Annotated in this window: 13 protein-coding genes; 5 read left to right on the top strand and 8 right to left on the bottom strand. The window is 71.7% G+C overall.

What is annotated here, in order from left to right; genetic code table 11:
* Positions 1 to 174: 174 nt before the first annotated feature.
* From istB to ctaE, 6 genes are all read right to left on the bottom strand, one after another.
* Positions 175 to 957: an IS21-like element helper ATPase IstB gene (gene istB, locus AS188_RS10910; protein WP_058858875.1), complete on the bottom strand. Its 783-nt coding sequence runs from the start codon at positions 955 to 957 to the stop codon at positions 175 to 177.
* Entirely contained in the window at positions 954 to 2,552 is a 1,599-nt protein-coding gene (gene istA / locus AS188_RS10905) for an IS21 family transposase (protein WP_211268302.1), read from the bottom strand. Before istA ends, istB begins: the two co-directional genes overlap by 4 nt.
* Positions 2,553 to 3,242: 690 nt before the next feature.
* Positions 3,243 to 4,898, bottom strand: a complete 1,656-nt coding sequence (gene qcrB, locus AS188_RS10900) for a cytochrome bc1 complex cytochrome b subunit (RefSeq protein WP_058858874.1) — start codon at positions 4,896 to 4,898, stop codon at positions 3,243 to 3,245.
* On the bottom strand, positions 4,898 to 5,995 hold the full coding sequence (gene qcrA, locus AS188_RS10895; RefSeq protein WP_236944970.1) for a cytochrome bc1 complex Rieske iron-sulfur subunit: 1,098 nt from the start codon (positions 5,993 to 5,995) through the stop codon (positions 4,898 to 4,900). The genes qcrB and qcrA overlap by 1 nt, the downstream gene beginning before the upstream one ends.
* 75 nt (positions 5,996 to 6,070) lie before the next feature.
* Positions 6,071 to 6,862: a cytochrome bc1 complex diheme cytochrome c subunit gene (qcrC, locus tag AS188_RS10890; protein WP_058858872.1), complete on the bottom strand. Its 792-nt coding sequence runs from the start codon at positions 6,860 to 6,862 to the stop codon at positions 6,071 to 6,073.
* Positions 6,863 to 6,925: 63 nt separating this feature from the next.
* A complete protein-coding gene (gene ctaE / locus AS188_RS10885; protein ID WP_083529404.1) occupies positions 6,926 to 7,564 on the bottom strand; it encodes an aa3-type cytochrome oxidase subunit III in 639 nt (212 codons plus the stop codon).
* A gap of 232 nt (positions 7,565 to 7,796) precedes the next feature.
* Between ctaE and trpD the strand changes: the two genes are divergently transcribed.
* A complete protein-coding gene (gene trpD / locus AS188_RS10880) occupies positions 7,797 to 8,855 on the top strand; it encodes an anthranilate phosphoribosyltransferase (RefSeq protein WP_058858871.1) in 1,059 nt (352 codons plus the stop codon).
* 94 nt (positions 8,856 to 8,949) lie between these two features.
* Here the strand turns inward: trpD and AS188_RS10875 are convergent, their stop codons facing one another.
* On the bottom strand, positions 8,950 to 9,228 hold the full coding sequence (locus AS188_RS10875; RefSeq protein WP_058858870.1) for an Lrp/AsnC family transcriptional regulator: 279 nt from the start codon (positions 9,226 to 9,228) through the stop codon (positions 8,950 to 8,952).
* 61 nt (positions 9,229 to 9,289) lie between these two features.
* Positions 9,290 to 9,706, bottom strand: coding sequence for a DUF3054 domain-containing protein (locus AS188_RS10870; RefSeq protein WP_058858869.1), 417 nt, complete (start codon positions 9,704 to 9,706; stop codon positions 9,290 to 9,292).
* Between the two features lie 514 nt (positions 9,707 to 10,220).
* Here AS188_RS10870 and AS188_RS10865 point away from each other — a divergent pair.
* The 4 genes from AS188_RS10865 to AS188_RS10850 all read left to right on the top strand — a co-directional run bounded on the left by AS188_RS10865 (position 10,221) and on the right by AS188_RS10850 (position 15,205).
* A complete protein-coding gene (locus AS188_RS10865; RefSeq protein WP_058858868.1) occupies positions 10,221 to 11,348 on the top strand; it encodes a tyrosine-type recombinase/integrase in 1,128 nt (375 codons plus the stop codon).
* Positions 11,341 to 11,700 (top strand): helix-turn-helix domain-containing protein, encoded by a 360-nt coding sequence (locus AS188_RS10860; RefSeq protein ID WP_058858867.1) that lies wholly within the window; start codon positions 11,341 to 11,343, stop codon positions 11,698 to 11,700. The genes AS188_RS10865 and AS188_RS10860 overlap by 8 nt, the downstream gene beginning before the upstream one ends.
* Positions 11,697 to 13,124, top strand: a complete 1,428-nt coding sequence (locus tag AS188_RS10855) for a Fis family transcriptional regulator (protein WP_058858866.1) — start codon at positions 11,697 to 11,699, stop codon at positions 13,122 to 13,124. The genes AS188_RS10860 and AS188_RS10855 overlap by 4 nt, the downstream gene beginning before the upstream one ends.
* A 680-nt stretch (positions 13,125 to 13,804) precedes the next feature.
* Positions 13,805 to 15,205 (top strand): alanine racemase, encoded by a 1,401-nt coding sequence (locus tag AS188_RS10850; protein WP_236944969.1) that lies wholly within the window; start codon positions 13,805 to 13,807, stop codon positions 15,203 to 15,205.
* Positions 15,206 to 15,227 lie beyond the last annotated feature (22 nt).

The following is a 15,227-nucleotide window of genomic DNA, read 5'->3' as shown; positions in this document are numbered from 1 at the left end:
GACGCCTTCCGCCGGGGAACCGTGCGGTCCGTCGGCTCCGGTCGCAGGCGAGCAGCGCAGGCGTCCCGCGGTCACTGTCAACGGTCAGCTCGACTTCCCTGTGGGCGGTCAGGTGATCTCCCCGTCGGCGGACAGCTGATCTCCCTGTCCGCGGTCAGGTGATCTCCCTGCCGGTCAGGTCAAAGGGACCACCCCGCGTCCGGCGGTGGCCTCGGTGAGCCGCAGCGAGGTGCCCTCGGTAATGATGACGTGGGCGTGGTGCAGGAGCCGGTCCACGGCTGCGGTGGCCAGGGTCTTGGGCATGATCGTGTCGAACCCTGCCGGATGGATGTTGGAAGTCACCGCGAGGCTACGGCGTTCATAGGTCGCGTCGACGAGACGGTAGAAGGCCTCGGCGGCGGCCTGGCCCGAGGGCAGCATCCCGATGTCGTCCACGACGATGAGCTCGGCCCGGGTGATCCGGGCGATGGTCTTGCCGATCGAACCGTCCACCCCGGCCCGCCCGATCGCGGCGGTCAGCGACTCGAGGGTGAACCAGGAGACCCGCATCCCGGCGTCGATGACCTGGTGGGCCAGGGCCTCGAGGAAGTGGGTCTTGCCGGTGCCCGATGGCCCTGAGATCGCAAGGTTCTCCGCCCGGCCCACCCATTCCAGGGTGGCCAGGGCGGACTGTGTCGGGGCCGGGATCGAAGAATCGCCTGACCGCCAGGACTCGAAGGTCTTCCCGGCCGGCAGGCCCGCGGCCTTGCGTCGGGCCGCGCGGGTGGCCTCGTCGCGGCCACGGGCTTCCTCGGCCAGCAGCACCCGGAGGACCTCGGTGGGGTCCCAGCGCTGGGAGCGGGCGGTGGCCAGCACCTCGGGGGCGGCCGCGCGCAGGTAGGGCATCCGCATGCGCTTGAGCACCGCGGCGAGATCGTCGGGCAGCGGCGGCGCTGCCGGGGCGGTGGCCGTGTTCATTGAGCGGTCTCCTTGGTGGTGGGGGTTGTGCTGGTTGTTGTGCTGGCGCCGAAGGACGCCCAGGCGGCGGTGCCGGGCTGGGCGGAGTGGGTCTCGTCGGCGGCCACGAGCCCGGCGGCGGTGGCCCCGGTGGCCTGGTGATCGCAGATCGCGGTCAGATCACCCTCGCCGAAGCGCCCGGCGGCCGCGGCTACCCCGAGGGCGGCGTCCACGGGCCCGTCCCCGATGAGGGCGGCGAGCTCAACCGCGGCGGCCATCTTCGCCCGGATCCGGGTGGCCCCGGCCGCGGAGGCCTCCACCAGCCACGCGTGCGCGCCGGCGCCCAGGGCCAGGAAGTCCTTCTCCGCCGCGCTGCGGGCCCGTGGCCGAGGCGGGCGCGGGGCACCCGTGGGGTCCTGGGGGTGGTCGAGGTAGTGGGCCAAGTCGATCCGTGGATTGCCCGGGGTCGAGAGGCGGTGGCGGGCGACCTCGGTGAGCCCGGCCCTCCCGGCCGCCCAACCCGGGGCCACCGGAAGGGCGTCGAGGTCGGCCACGACCACCAGCTCGGCCCCGGCGACCCGCACCCACACCTCGGCCCCGACCAGCCCGGGCGGGGTGGAGTAGCGCACCGAGCCGAACCGGATGGTCTGGTCGGTGCCCACCGTGCGGGTCACCCCCAGGGCGGTGGTGTGCGGGGCGGTCGGGGCCACGTGCAGGCGTTGCTGCTCCTCGACCAACGCCTGCTCCGGGATCCGCGCGGACTCCCGATGGGTGCGCCCGTTGACCTTGGCGCAGAACGCCGCGCAGGCGGCCTCGAGTGCGGCGAAGGAGGCGTAGTGCTCACGCAGGTTCGCCTCGGTGGGCACCAGATCGGCCTTGGCGATGCGCACCGTGGACTCCGACCCGCCCTTGGACTCCGGGTCATACGGCACGCAGGTGTGCACCTGCGTGCCGTAGTGCCGGCCAGCTTGAACGATCTGCGGGTGGCGCACCGGCACCCCGGCCACGTGATCGACGGTGACGGTCCTGGGGTTGTCAGTGAGCACGTAGGTCGGCACCCCGCCGATCCGGGCCAGGGTCGCATCCAGGCACCCGATCAACGTCGGGAGGATCTGATCCCACACCGGGATCACCACCCGGTACCGTGACCACGCCAGCCAGGCGCAGAACAACCAGGTGCGCCGCGGCGTCCCGTCCACCCCGGGGACCTTCGGGCCTTCGCCCCAGTCGAACTGCAGCCACAGACCCGGCTCGGTGATCCAGGGCCGGTAGGTGCGCCGGTGCCCGGTGCGCCAGGCCGCCTTCACCTGCGCCACCGCCCGGCGGGTGGTGCGCTCGGTCCCCGGGAACCCCACCGCGACCAGGCGGGCGTGGACGACGTCGGCGCGGACCGTGCCCTGGCTGCGCTCGACCCACTCCTCGATCTTCGGCAGGTAAGCGTCGATCATCCGGGGCCGGCGGCCCGGCCCGGTCACCGGCCGGCCCGCATCCCGGGCGGCGGCGTAGCGCCGGACCGTCTTCGGATCCACCCCGGCCAGGGTCGCGGCCGAGTGCGCGGAACCGGTGGCGTCATAGGCTTCGAGAATTTCCATGATCTCCCTGTCAGACTTCTTCATGCGTCCCTCCGGCGGGTGGTGGCTCAAGGTGGTCAGAGACCTCGAGCGAACCCCCGGAGGGACGTCTGCGGAGGGACCGACACGAGCCCGGCCCCGGGGGCCCAGGACAGGGAGATCAGCTGTCCGTCAGCAGGGAGATACGTGTCCGCCTACAGGGAGATTGGCATGTCCGCTAGCAGTCACCGGCCCGGCCGCTGCGCCGGCCGTCACCGGCGGCACGGCAGTGCCCGGGGTGCCGGCGGCGTGCGCCCCGTACGGCCGACGACGGGCCGGCACCGGTCGGCGACGGCGGCGTGCGCTCTCGTCACGGTCCGTGCCGCCCGACCGTCGTCGGCACCGGCGGCGAGCACGCACGGTGCGACGGGGAGACGACGGGACCGAGCCCGCCCGCGCGGACCCGGTGCCGGGGCTCCCGGTGATGGGGCCGCGCGACACAGGGGGCGTCGCCCCGGTCGGGAACCGTGGTCGTGGCGGGGGACCGGCAGGCCGTCCGTGCCGAGGACTCTCCCGGTCTCCCGGGGCGCCCCGGCCCACCGGACCGACGCGCCCGGCGACCTCTGCCGCTCTCGGCGGCGGAGGTCGTCCCGTGCGCCCCGTGGTGGGCTGCTGCGGCTCGGGCCTGCGAGGCGCACACGACGAGGCCCCGCACGGACGTTCCGTGCGGGGCCTCGTCGGTCCGGGCGGGGACCGTCAGCGGACGAGCTCCTTGTCCGGGGAGCCGGCCGTGACGGCCTCGTGGTGGTGGTGGGCCGCCTCGAGCTCGGCGGGGGTCACCGGCGCCACACGGTCCTCGAAGAACCAGCGGCTCATGCGGCCGCGGAGCTTCTCGGTGCCGGTGATCTTGCCCTTGCCGTTGGGCTGGGCCGGGATGACCTGCCGGTCCTGGTAGTCCACCAGGCGGTAGCGCTTGTACTCGTCCAGCGGCTCGTGCACCTCGATGAACTCGCCGTGCGGCAGCTGCTGGACCCGGCCGGTCTCGCGGCCGTGCAGCACGATCTCGCGGTCCTTGCGCTGCAGGGCCAGGCAGATGCGCCGGGTGATGATGAACCCGAGGATCGGGGCGAGGAAGTACGCCGCACGCAGCCAGTAGATGACGTCGTTGAGCGAGACCCGGAAGTGGGTCGCGATGAGGTCACCGGAGGCGGCGACGAGGTGGACCACGTAGAACAGCACGCCGGCCACACCGACCGCGGTGCGGAACGGGGCGTTGCGCGGGCGGTCGAGGATGTGGTGCTCCTTGTTGTCCTTCGTCACCCACCGCTCGATCCACGGCCACAGGGCCAGGGCGGCGAACAGCAGGCCCAGCGGGACCATCGGCAGCAGCACGTTCATGGGGATGGACATCCCCAGGAGCTGCCACTCCCAGTTCCAGGGCCAGGTGCCGGGCATCAGGCGGACGGCGCCGTCGGTGAAGCCCATGTACCAGTCGGGCTGCGAGCCGGCCTGCACGGGGGAGGGATCGTAGGGGCCGTAGTTCCAGATGGCGTTGATGGTGGTCGTGCCGGCCATCAGGGCCATGATCCCGAAGACCACGAAGAAGAACCCGCCGGCCTTGGCCGCGTAGACGGGCCCGACCGGGAAGCCGACGACGTTGTCCTCGGTGCGGCCGGGGCCGGGGAACTGGGTGTGCTTGTGCACGACGACCATGAACAGGTGGATCACGATCAGCATCAGGATCACGGCCGGGATGAGCAGCACGTGGATGATGTACAGGCGCCCGATGATGTCGTGGCCGGGGAACTCGCCGCCGAACAGGAACATCGACAGGTAGGCGCCCACGAGCGGGATGGCCTTCAGGATCGCGTCGGCGATGCGCAGGCCGTTGCCGGAGAGCACGTCGTCGGGGAGGGAGTAGCCGGAGAAGCCGGCGACGATGGCGAGCAGGAAGAGCCCCACGCCCACGACCCAGTTCAGCTCACGCGGGCGGCGGAACGCGCCGGTGAAGAACACGCGGAGCATGTGCACGGACACGGCCATGGCGAAGACCAGGGCGGACCAGTGGTGCAGCTGGCGCAGGAAGAGCCCGCCGCGGATGTCGAAGGAGATGTCGAGCGCGGAGGCGTAGGCCGCCGACATCTCGACGCCCTGCATGGGCACGTACGAGCCCTCGTACTCCAGGGCCGCCATCGAGGGGTCGAACCACAGGGCGAGGAACGTGCCGGAGAGCAGCAGGATGACGAAGGTGTACAGGGCCACCTCGCCGAACATGAAGGACCAGTGGTCCGGGAAGATCTTGCGCCCGAACTCCTTGACGATCGGCGACATGCCCACACGCGTGTCGACGAAGTTCGCGATCCGACCGGTGCCGGTGCGCGGCTTGTACTCGTAATCGGTGGTCGTGGACATCAGTTTGCCTCACCCTGCATTTCTTCGACATGGGTACCGCGCTGCGAGTAGGTGGGGCCGACGGGCTCCGTGAAGTCGCTGCGGGCGACGAGGTAGCCCTCGGCGTCCACGGTGATCGGCAGCTGCGGGAGGGGACGTGCCGCCGGCCCGAAGATGACCTCGCACTCGTTGGTGAGGTCGAACGTGGACTGGTGGCAGGGGCACAGCAGGTGGTGGGTCTGCTGCTCGTAGAGCGCCACCGGGCAGCCGACGTGGGTGCACACCTTCGAGTAGGCGAAGATGCCGTCGACGTTCCAGTCCTGGCGCTCGGGGGAGACGTTGACCGAGTCCGGGTCCAGGCGCATGAGCAGGACCACGGCCTTCGCCTTCTCGTCCAGGTAGCCCTCGTTGTGGCCGATCTGGGCGAGGTTCTCGGGCACGACGTGGAAGGTGGAGCCGAGGGTGACGTCCGAAGCCTTGATGGGGGTGCCGGAGGGGTCGCGCACGAGCCGGACGCCCTCGTCCCACAGCGTGTGCTTGAGGACGTCGAGGTCGGTGGGGCCGAGGTCCTTGAGCAGCCCGATGAAGGGCAGCGGGGCGACCACGGCGGCGCCGATCAGGGTGTTGCGCAGCAGCGGGCGGCGCTTGATCCCGGACTCGTCGTAGATGGTGGTGAGGATCTCCTGCGCGTCGGCGCGCTGCTCCTCGGTGCGCACCGCGTGCCGGCTCTCGACGAGCTCGTGGTCCGGCATGAGGGTACGGGCCCAGTGGACGACGCCGATGCCGATGCCGAACATGCCCAGGGCGATGCCCAGGCCCAGCAGCAGGTTCTGCACCTGGAGGGCGCGGGAGCCGGAGGGGTCCGTGACGTCGTACTTGGGGGCGCCGTCGATCTGGATGCCGAAGTAGCCGACGAAGAACAGGACGGAGCCCAGGACGGAGATCAGGAACAGCAGGACGACCTGCCGCTCGGCACGCTTGGCCGCCTTCTCGTCGATGTCGGTCAGACGGGGGCGGTGCGGGGGCAGCCCGGGATCGGGAAAACGCTCCATCTCCGTGGTGCCCGTGGTGGCAACGGTTCCCGACTGGTGGGGAGTGCCGTCACTGTGGCTTCCCATGTGGTCCCTCATTCTTCTTCTCTTGGTGCAGGTGATCGTAGCTTCGGGGTCCGACAACGAGGTCGGTGCCCGGCGTCAGGCCGAACGCGAGGTGAGCCAGACGGTGAAACCGATGATGACGACGAGGCCGACGGTCCAGACGAACAGGCCCTCGGACACGGGGCCCAGCGAGCCGAGGCCGAAGCCGCCGACCTGGGGGCTCTGCTCGAGGGTCTTCAGGTACGTGATGACGTCCCGCTTCTCCTCGGGGGTGATGTTGGCGTCGTTGAACACGGGCATGTTCTGCGGCCCGGTCTGCATGGCCTCGTAGATGTGCTTCTCGGAGACGTCCATCAGCGACGGGGCGTACTTGCCGCGGGTCAGGGCGCCGCCGGCGCCGGCGGCGTTGTGGCACATGGCGCAGTTGGCGAGGAAGACCTTGGCGCCGTTGGCGGCGTTGCCCTCGGCGACGTCGAGGTACTGCTCCTCGGGCAGGGCGGGGCCGGGGCCGAGGGTCGCGACGTAGCCGGCCATCTGCTGGATCTCCTCCTCGGAGAACTGCACGGGCTTCTTCTCGGCCTGCGGGCCGTTGGCCTGCATGGGCATGCGGCCGGTGCCCACCTGGAAGTCGACGGCGGCGGCGCCCACGCCCACGAGGGAGGGACCGGAGGGGGTGCCGGTGCCCTCGAGCCCGTGGCAGGTGGAGCAGTTCGCGATGAAGAGCTTCTCGCCCTCCTCGATGTCCTGCGCGGTGTAGGTCTGGGTCTGGGCCTTGGCCTCATTGGTGGTGGTGGCGACTGCGTACAGCCCACCGCTGAGGAGCAGGGCCAGGACCATCAGTGCGAGGACTGCGAGGGGGTGGCGCCGCTGTTGCGAGAGTGCCTTCACGTCAAACGTTCCTTTTACTCGGTGCTGCGTTGGTTGTTTCGGTGCGTCCCCGGGACGTGGGGTCTACCGCAGGAAGTAGACCACCAGGAAGAGGACGATCCAGACGACGTCCACGAAGTGCCAGTAGTAGGAGACCACGATCGCCGAGGTGGCCTCGAAGTGGCCGAAGCGCTTGGCGATGAAGGCGCGCCCCATGATGAACAGGAACGCGATGAGGCCCGCGGTCACGTGCAGGGCGTGGAAGCCCGTCGTGATGTAGAACGCGGAGCCGTAGGCGTGGGCCGGGATGCTGATGCCGTGGGCGACCAGCTCGGCGTACTCGAAGGCCTGCACCGCCACGAAGATCGCGCCCATGATGAAGGTCAGCGCGAACCACTCGATCATGCCCCACCTGGTGATCTGGAACAGCCCGCCGCTGCGGCGCGGCTGGAGCCGCTCCGCGGCGAAGACGCCGAACTGGCAGGTCACCGAGCTGAGGACCAGCACGATCGTGTTGGCGAGCGCCAGCGGCACGTTGAGCTTGGCGGACTCGGTCGCCCACAGCTCCGGGGAGGTGGAGCGGAGGGTGAAGTACATGGCGAAGAGCCCGGCGAAGAACATCAGCTCCGAGGCGAGCCACACGATGGTGCCCACGGAGGTGAGGTTGGGTCGGTTGATCGACCCGCCTACCGGCTTGGCTGGGGTATGGGTTGCAGTCGTCACAGAGACATTATGTCGACAAAACTCCCGGTGGACCAACCACGGCCGGGATCGGGCGGTTCGCGTGTCACCGGCCCGGACGGAGGCCGCCGCCGAGGGGTCCGTGCAGGTCCGCGGGCGGGCGCCGGAGCCCGTGCGGGACGGGGCCCGGAGTGTGAGAACGACGACATCCGGACGGGTGCCGGCGGGCACGAACCCGGCGGGGGAGCGGGCGGCCGGGGGATACGATCGGGGCGTGAACACGACGACTCCTCCCACGGCACCGCATCTCGAGTGGCCCGATCTGATCACCGCGCTGATCTCGGGCACGGACCTCACGCGCGAGCAGGCCCACTGGGCCATGGACACGATCATGTCCGGGGAGGTGCCCGACGCGGTGATCGCCGGGTTCCTGGTGGCGCTGCGGGCCAAGGGGGAGACGGTCGAGGAGCTGACGGGCCTGGCCGACGCCATGGTCGAGCACGCCCGCCCGGTGGACATCCCCGGTCCGGCGCTGGACATCGTCGGCACCGGCGGCGACCGGCACTCGAGCGTGAACATCTCCACGATGTCGGCGCTCGTGTGCGCGGGCGCGGGCGCGAAGGTGGTCAAGCACGGCAACCGCGCGTCCTCGTCGAAGTCGGGCTCCGCCGACGTGCTGGAGGCGCTGGGAGTCCGTCTCGACCTGCCCGTCGCGAAGGTCGAGTCCGCGGCGCAGGCCGTGGGCATCACCTTCCTGTTCGCGCAGACCTTCCACCCGTCCATGCGCTTTGCGGCCGCGGCCCGCAAGCAGCTGCGCGTGGCCACGGCCTTCAACTTCCTCGGGCCCCTCACGAACCCCGCACGCGTCGAGGCCTCCGCGATCGGGGTGGCCGACCGCGCCCTCGCCCCGCTGATCGCCGGCGTCTTCGCCGCCCGCGGCGACCGGGCCCTGGTCTTCCGGGGCGGCGACGGCCTGGACGAGCTGACGGTCACGGGACCCTCTGAGGTCTGGGAGGTGCGCGACGGCACGGTCGCCGAGCACCGGCTCGACCCGCTCGACCTCGGCATGCCGCGGGCCACCCTCGAGGACCTGCGCGGCCAGGACGCCGCCTACAACGCCCGCGTCGTCGAGCGCGTGCTCGCGGGGGAGCAGGGGCACGTGCGCGACGCCGTGCTGCTGAACGCCGCGGCCGGGCTCGTGGCGCTGGACCCCGCCGCGGAGGGCTCCCTGCAGGAGCGGATGGCGGCGGCCGTGCGCCGGGCCGAGGAGTCCGTCGACTCCGGTGCCGCCCGGGCCGTGCTGGACCGCTGGATCGCCCACAGCCGTTCCTGACCCCGCGCGCTGCCCGACGCGGAGTGCACGGGACCCCGGACCAGAGCGGTCCGGGGTCCCGTGCCGTCAGCCCCGTGCGGGGCGGTCGGGCGCTCTACTCGATGCCGAGCGAGAACGCGGCGTCGAGGTCGTGACGGCTGTAGGTGCGGAAGGCGATGTTCGTGTTGGTGCCCACCACGCCCTCGACCTTCGAGAGCCGGTCGGCGATGACGTCCGCGAGGTCCTCGTGCTCGTGCACGCGCACGATCGCGATGAGGTCCCACTCGCCGGTCACGGAGTAGACCTCGCTGATGCCGGGGATGTCCGAGATCTCCTCGGCGACCTCCGGGATCCGGTCGGCGGTGGTCTTGACGAGGACGATGGCGGTGAGCATGGGCACCTCTTTCGGGTCGGGGCGGGCCGCCGGGGCACCGGCGGAGGACGGAGGGGGACGGTCAGCCGCCCCGGCGGACGCGGGCGAGCAGCCGGACCGCGAGACGGGTGCCCAGCAGGAGCGCCCCGAGCACGCCGAGGGTGACTAAGACGAAGCTGGGCGCGGTGCCCTGACCGGTGAGCGCCCGCAGGACCATCCCGGCCGCGACGGTCGTCGCCCACAGGGCCACGCCCTGCGGCCACGGCGCGAAGGGGGCCCGGGGCAGCCGCCACGCCGCCCAGCCCAGGGCGAGGCCGGCGAGGAACGGCCAGGCGGTCTCGAGCACGCCCAGCGGGTCGAGGGCGTGGGCGCGACGGCCGAGGGCCGCGAAGAGCAGTACGACGGCGACGTCGAGGACGGCCGCCACGGGCCAGGCCGGGGTGCGCGGCCGGGGTGCGGCCGAGGCCGCACGCGGGGAGTCGTCGAGGGGCGTGTGCATGCTGGCAGTCTAGCCGCGCGGCACGGGACGACGACGGATCCGCAGCAGCATTCAACTCTCGGTCGAAGGTTGAAGGAAAAGTCTCAACCAAACGGCGGAGGTCGAATGCGGTGCGACGTGTGGGAGGCGTCCGAGGGGACGGGTCCTCGCGCGGTGCGGGCGCGCTCCCGGGCGGATGCCGGCAGCGGGCGATCGCGGGGCCCGGGTGGCGGTGGCGTGGCCCGACAGTGCGTCCGCCGGGGGCGGCGGCCTGGTACAAAACGGGCTCGGGCACCGCCCGGGGGACCTCGTCGTCCGCTCGACTTTACATAATGTTGATTATCGGCGTTCAACCCACGGGAGTTCTTGCAGCTGTTGGAACTCCCGTCTGGCCGATTCTGCATAGGTGCCGCGGTGTTCTGCGGTGCACGTAACTGTGCCGGACGTCGGATGGCTCACCGGGGTGTTGCTGGGTCGCTGGTCGGCGTAGATTTCCTGCATCAGATGCACGATTCCACGGTGAGGTGGGATTCGGATGGAGGCTGTACCGGGCCAGGTTCCTGCCGTCCTGACCGACGCCGACGTCGGACTGTTCCGCGCCGACGAGCGGGTGTTCGAGGCGATGCTGGACGGGTGGCGGGCGCAGATGCTGGCCCGCGGGCTGACCTCGACGACGATCAAGGCCCGGTACGGTGTCGTGGCACGGTTCCAGCGCTTCGCCGGGACATTCCCCTGGCAATGGGGCCCGGAAGATCTGGAGGACTTCCAGGCGCAGCGACGCTCCGGCCCCAGGCCGATCAGCATCACGACCTTGCGCGCGGACTCCAGCGCGGTCGCGGCGTTCTGCACCTACCTCACGACCCCGGTCTACGGATGGGCGGCCTTCTGCCAGCAGGCGTTCGGGGACGTGCCCGCCCAGGTGGTCTTCGAGTGGAACACGCCCCGGCACACGGCTGATGACGCCATCGCCCCGGGGCGCCGGGCGTTCACCCGGGCCGAGCTGCAGCGGCTGTTCGACCATCTCGACGACCACATCGACCGCGAGCACGCCGCCGGGAGCAAACGCTGGTTGCCGGCCCTGCGGGACTCGATCGCGTTCAAGACCTGCTACGCCTACGGGCTGCGGCGCCGGGAGCTGACGATGCTCGAGGTGGGCGACTTCGGGCCCAACCCGCACGTGCCGGCCTACGGGCGCTTCGGTGCGATGCAGGTGCGCTGGGCCAAGGGCACCACCGGATCAGGCCCTCGCCGGCGCACCGTGCTCACGGTCCCGGAGTTTGACTGGGTCGTGGGGCTGCTGCGGTTCTGGACCGGCCCCGGCGGGCGGGCCCGCTTCCCGGCTGCCGAGTCCACTGACGCGCTGTGGCCCAGTGAACGCGGCGGCCGCCTGCGCCTGGGCAGCCTCGGGGACGCCTTCGCGGCGCTGCGCGAGGAGGTCGGGCTGCCGAAGGAACTGGGCCTGCACTGCCTGCGTCATTCCTACGTCACGCACCTGATCGAGGCCGGCTACGACCCGGCGTTCGTGCAGACCCAGGTCGGCCACGCCCACGCCTCGACCACCGAGCTGTACACCTCGGTCTCTTCCGACTTCAAGCAGAAGACCATCCAGCAGATGATCGCCGCCCGCCTGGCCACCGGGCTCGAGGAGGTTCCTGATGCCTGAACAGCGCCGCATCGGCTATCGCTGGCACCTGCGCACCGTGATGGCTCAGCGCAACCTGTGGAAGAGCACCGAGCTGCTGCCGCTGCTGCGCGCCCGCGGGATCGCCCTGTCGGAAAGCCAGGTCTACCGGCTGGTGACCGGCACCCCCGAACGCATCCCCGCCCGCACCCTCGCCGCGTTGTGCGACATCCTGGACTGCTCCCCCAACGACCTCTTCGAGCCCTACCTCGAACTGCGCGCCGCGGCCACCGCCAACGCCCCGACCCGCCCGCAGGACATCGGCGTTGACCCGGGCCGGCCGATCGCCCGCCGCATCCACCTGGCGCCCGAGGAGAACGACGAGTCCTCGTGAGCAGGCCCCGCCCACCCAGCGACCCGGACACCTGGCCGACCCCGTGCACCCGCTGCCGGGGCCACTACGAGATCGCCGCCCACTGGCCCGACGGGCCCGTGTGCCGCTACTGCTACCAGGCCGCCAAGCGCACCACCGGTACCTGCGCCTGCGGACACACGGGCATCCTGCCCGGCCGCCTCGACGGGCGCCCCGCCTGCCGGGACTGCCGCACCTGCAGGGCCGAGGCCGAACTGCACTCCGGCGGCCAGTGCTGGGCCTGCGTGCTGGCCGCCACCGTCGACCAGCTGCTCACCAACCCGCACACCCAGCAGATGCACCCGTCCCTGGCCCCGGTGGCCGCCGCGCTGAAGGCGATGACCCGCCCCAACAGCGGCCTGACCTGGCTGAACCAGCCCCACGTCACCGCCTTCCTCACCGACCTGGCCACCACTGCAACCATCAGCCACGAGATCCTCGACGCGCTGCCGCACACCCGCACCCGCGACTACGTACGGGCCCTGCTGGTGACCCACGGCGGGCTGCCGGCCCGGGACGAGCAGCTGGCCCGGTTCATCACCTGGAGCCAGGACGCCATCCAACGCCTGCCCACCGGGGAGCACCGCGAGGCCCTACGACGCTTCGTCCGCTGGCACCAGGCCCGACGGATGACCACCACCGACGGCGAAACCACCCGGGGCACCTTCCTCACCGCCAAACAGACCACCACCGTGGCCGTCGACTTCCTGACCTGGCTCACCAGCCGAGGCACCACCCTCAGCGAGCTCACCCAGGCCGACCTCGACGCCTGGCAATCCGGCGGGCCCACCACCCGGGAACTGGCCGACCGCTTCCTGCGATGGGCGGCCACCGCCCAGCTCGTGGACCCACGCCTGCGCCTGCAACCCCATCGGCGCGACACCGCGGCCCGCATGTCTCACCCCGACCAGACCCGCGCCCTGGCACGGGCCGTGGACCACGAAGAGCTCAGCCCCAGAGACCGCCTCGCCGCCATCCTCGTCCTCGTGCTGGCCCAACAGATCGACGACGTCGTCGGCCTGACCTGGGACCAGATCACCATCGACGACGACCGGGTCACCATCACCGTCGGGGCACACCCCGTCGAGCTACCGTCACCACTGGATCAGCCCCTGCGGCACCTGGTCGCCGAGCCCGGCCACGACCGGACGGCCGCGCACCCGAACAGCCGGTGGATCTTCAGGGGCAACTCCCCCGGCCAGCACCTCGACGCAAGCCCCCTGCGGCGACGGCTGAAGACCGTGTGCGCGCCCCGGGCCGCCCGCCTGGGCACCCTCGAGGAGCTCACCAAGCTCGATCCCATCCCGGTCCTGGCCGAGATCCTCGGCTACCACCCCAGCACCATCGAACGCCACGCCACCCATGCGGCCAGCACCTACGCCCGCTACATCGCCGCACGCCAATAGCACCGTCAGAGCGGAACTCCCGCCTCATCAACATCCGTGCCTACCGGTTCGGGGAGGAGGCTCGAGGGCCCTCGGAGGCTGTGTCCCGGCCGCCCGCAGCACGCCGTCCGCACCGTGCCGTGCGACGCGGACGAGAGGACGTCGACGCCGCACGTCACCGGCAGCGCCGGCCGGACGGGCCGGAGACGGATCACCGGACCGCGGTCCGTGCGCCGAGCCCGACCGTCGTCATCCGGTCGGCGTGCTCGCGCACACCGGGGCGTCACGGACCGCGGTCGGGTCCGTCCGGCGCCGGTGCGCGTTTCCCGGAGGCGGCGCACCGGCGCCGATCACGGGCGCCGCCGACGGATGCCGCCGACGGACGCCGGTGCGGACGGGATCGTCGTCGTCGCCTGCCGTTCCTCCCGGCCCCGGGGTCCGGCCCCGCGGGGACGGCGCGGCCGTGCCACCGCCGGCACGGACGTCGTGGCGGGGCCTGTGAACCGATGTTGCGCGCTCCCCCGCCGTTGGCTGTGGCCACTTGTGGGGGTCTTCGGCCTCCCGGGCGGTCCCGGGCCGTCGGTGCGTCCTACGCTCGCTGTGGCCGCCGGTGATGTGCACCGGCAAACGAACGTCCAGGGGGGAACACCGTGGGAGCACAGCTCAGGAGCAGCACGTCGCGACGAGGGAGCCGCCGGCTGGTGACGCCGGTGCTGGGGCTGTCCGTGCTGGTCCTGTCCGGGTGCGGCCAGGACGGCGGCGCGGCCGCGGACGCGCCCCCGGCCACCGCGTCGGGCTCCGTGGCCCTGGCCCCCTCGCACGGTGGTCTGAGCGGCGGCAACCTCGTCCTGGCGGACACCGGCGGGGACACGAAGGACCCGGTGACGGCGCGGTTCGGTGAGGCCGAGGTGGAGTGCGCGTGGGACGAGCGCTCGTCCCGGCACGCCTGCACGGCCCCCGCCCACCAGGGCCCCGGGACGGTGGAGGTCTCCTTCTCCGCCGGGGGCGCCGAGGTCGGCGAGAAGACCTCCTACACCTACACCACGCCGGGCACCCAGGACGTGCCCCTGCTGCGGGTGGACACCGAGACGGTCCGCAGCAACGCCGAGGCGATCCGCGCCGACTACCCCATGGGTCTGCAGCTGGGCGCGGTGCTGAAGAACGGCGAGCCCGTCGGGGTCTTCGGCAAGGTCATCGAGGAGGCCGCCGACGTCGACTACGTCTTCGTCCCGAAGCTCGAGGACGCCATCAGCCTGCGCGAGGCCGGGGTCGAGGCGAAGATCGCCGTGCTCTACGCCGCCGAGGTCGAGGACATCCCGCTGCTGGTGCACTACGACGTCGAGGTGCCGGCCACGGACCCCGCCTGGGTCGAGGCCGCGGAGCAGGTGCTGGCGACCACCGGCGGGACGCTGCGGACCCACGTGTGGGTCGACACGGGCATGGGGCGCGAGGGCGTCGTGCCCGAGGAGGCGCTGCCGCTGGCCCGGGCGGTCGAGGACGCCGAGCACCTCGAGCTCGCGGGCATCGCGACCCACTTCTCGACCGTCACGGCCGAGGACGGTGCCGCCATCGAGCGCAACGACACCGCGAACACCACGGTCGCCCAGAAGAACCGCTTCGACGAGGCGGTGGCCTCCATCCGCGACGCCGGGCTGGGCGAGAACGCCCTGATCCACGCGGGCGCCAGCGACGTGCTCGCCGAGGAGATCGAGCCGCTGTACTACGACCTGCTGCGCGTGGGCGGGATGTTCTTCGCCAGCAGCCCGCCCGAGACCCGGCTCTACTCGTGGACCACGGAGCTCACCCAGGTCAAGACGCTGCCCGAGGGCTGGTGCATCGACTACGGCTGCACCGAGCCGACCACCGCCCCGAAGAAGGTCGGGATCGTCAACCACATCCCGTCGCGCGAGAACGAGCTGACGTACACGGTCGGCGGCAAGCAGGTCCCGGTGCTGCTCGACCACGGCACGGTCGTGACCCTCGACCTGTCCGAGGTGCCGGAGGCGGCCGCCGGCGACGAGGTGCAGATCGACTTCAGCGCGGAGGCCTTCCACCTGCTCGACGCCACGGCGCCGGTGCCCGTGACGACCACGGGCGGCTGAGCGCGACCGGTCCCGGGCCGCC

Origin of the sequence: Kocuria flava (assembly GCF_001482365.1) — a bacterium.
GTDB classification, from domain to species: Bacteria; Actinomycetota; Actinomycetes; order Actinomycetales; family Micrococcaceae; genus Kocuria; species Kocuria flava.
Note: the sequence above shows the minus strand (reverse complement) of the source record. Positions and strands in the feature narration are given on the sequence as shown.

What these genes read in the sequence shown, in the direction of transcription:
- AS188_RS10870 (WP_058858869.1), bottom strand. Translation starts at nt 9,706, where the DNA reads ATGCACACGCCCCTCGACGACTCCCCGCGTGCGGCCTCGGCCGCACCC.
- qcrA (WP_236944970.1), bottom strand. Translation starts at nt 5,995, where the DNA reads ATGGGAAGCCACAGTGACGGCACTCCCCACCAGTCGGGAACCGTTGCC.
- qcrB (WP_058858874.1), bottom strand. Translation starts at nt 4,898, where the DNA reads ATGTCCACGACCACCGATTACGAGTACAAGCCGCGCACCGGCACCGGT.
- AS188_RS10865 (WP_058858868.1), top strand. Translation starts at nt 10,221, where the DNA reads ATGGAGGCTGTACCGGGCCAGGTTCCTGCCGTCCTGACCGACGCCGAC.
- istA (WP_211268302.1), bottom strand. Translation starts at nt 2,552, where the DNA reads ATGAAGAAGTCTGACAGGGAGATCATGGAAATTCTCGAAGCCTATGAC.
- istB (WP_058858875.1), bottom strand. Translation starts at nt 957, where the DNA reads ATGAACACGGCCACCGCCCCGGCAGCGCCGCCGCTGCCCGACGATCTC.
- AS188_RS10875 (WP_058858870.1), bottom strand. Translation starts at nt 9,228, where the DNA reads ATGCTCACCGCCATCGTCCTCGTCAAGACCACCGCCGACCGGATCCCG.
- AS188_RS10860 (WP_058858867.1), top strand. Translation starts at nt 11,341, where the DNA reads ATGCCTGAACAGCGCCGCATCGGCTATCGCTGGCACCTGCGCACCGTG.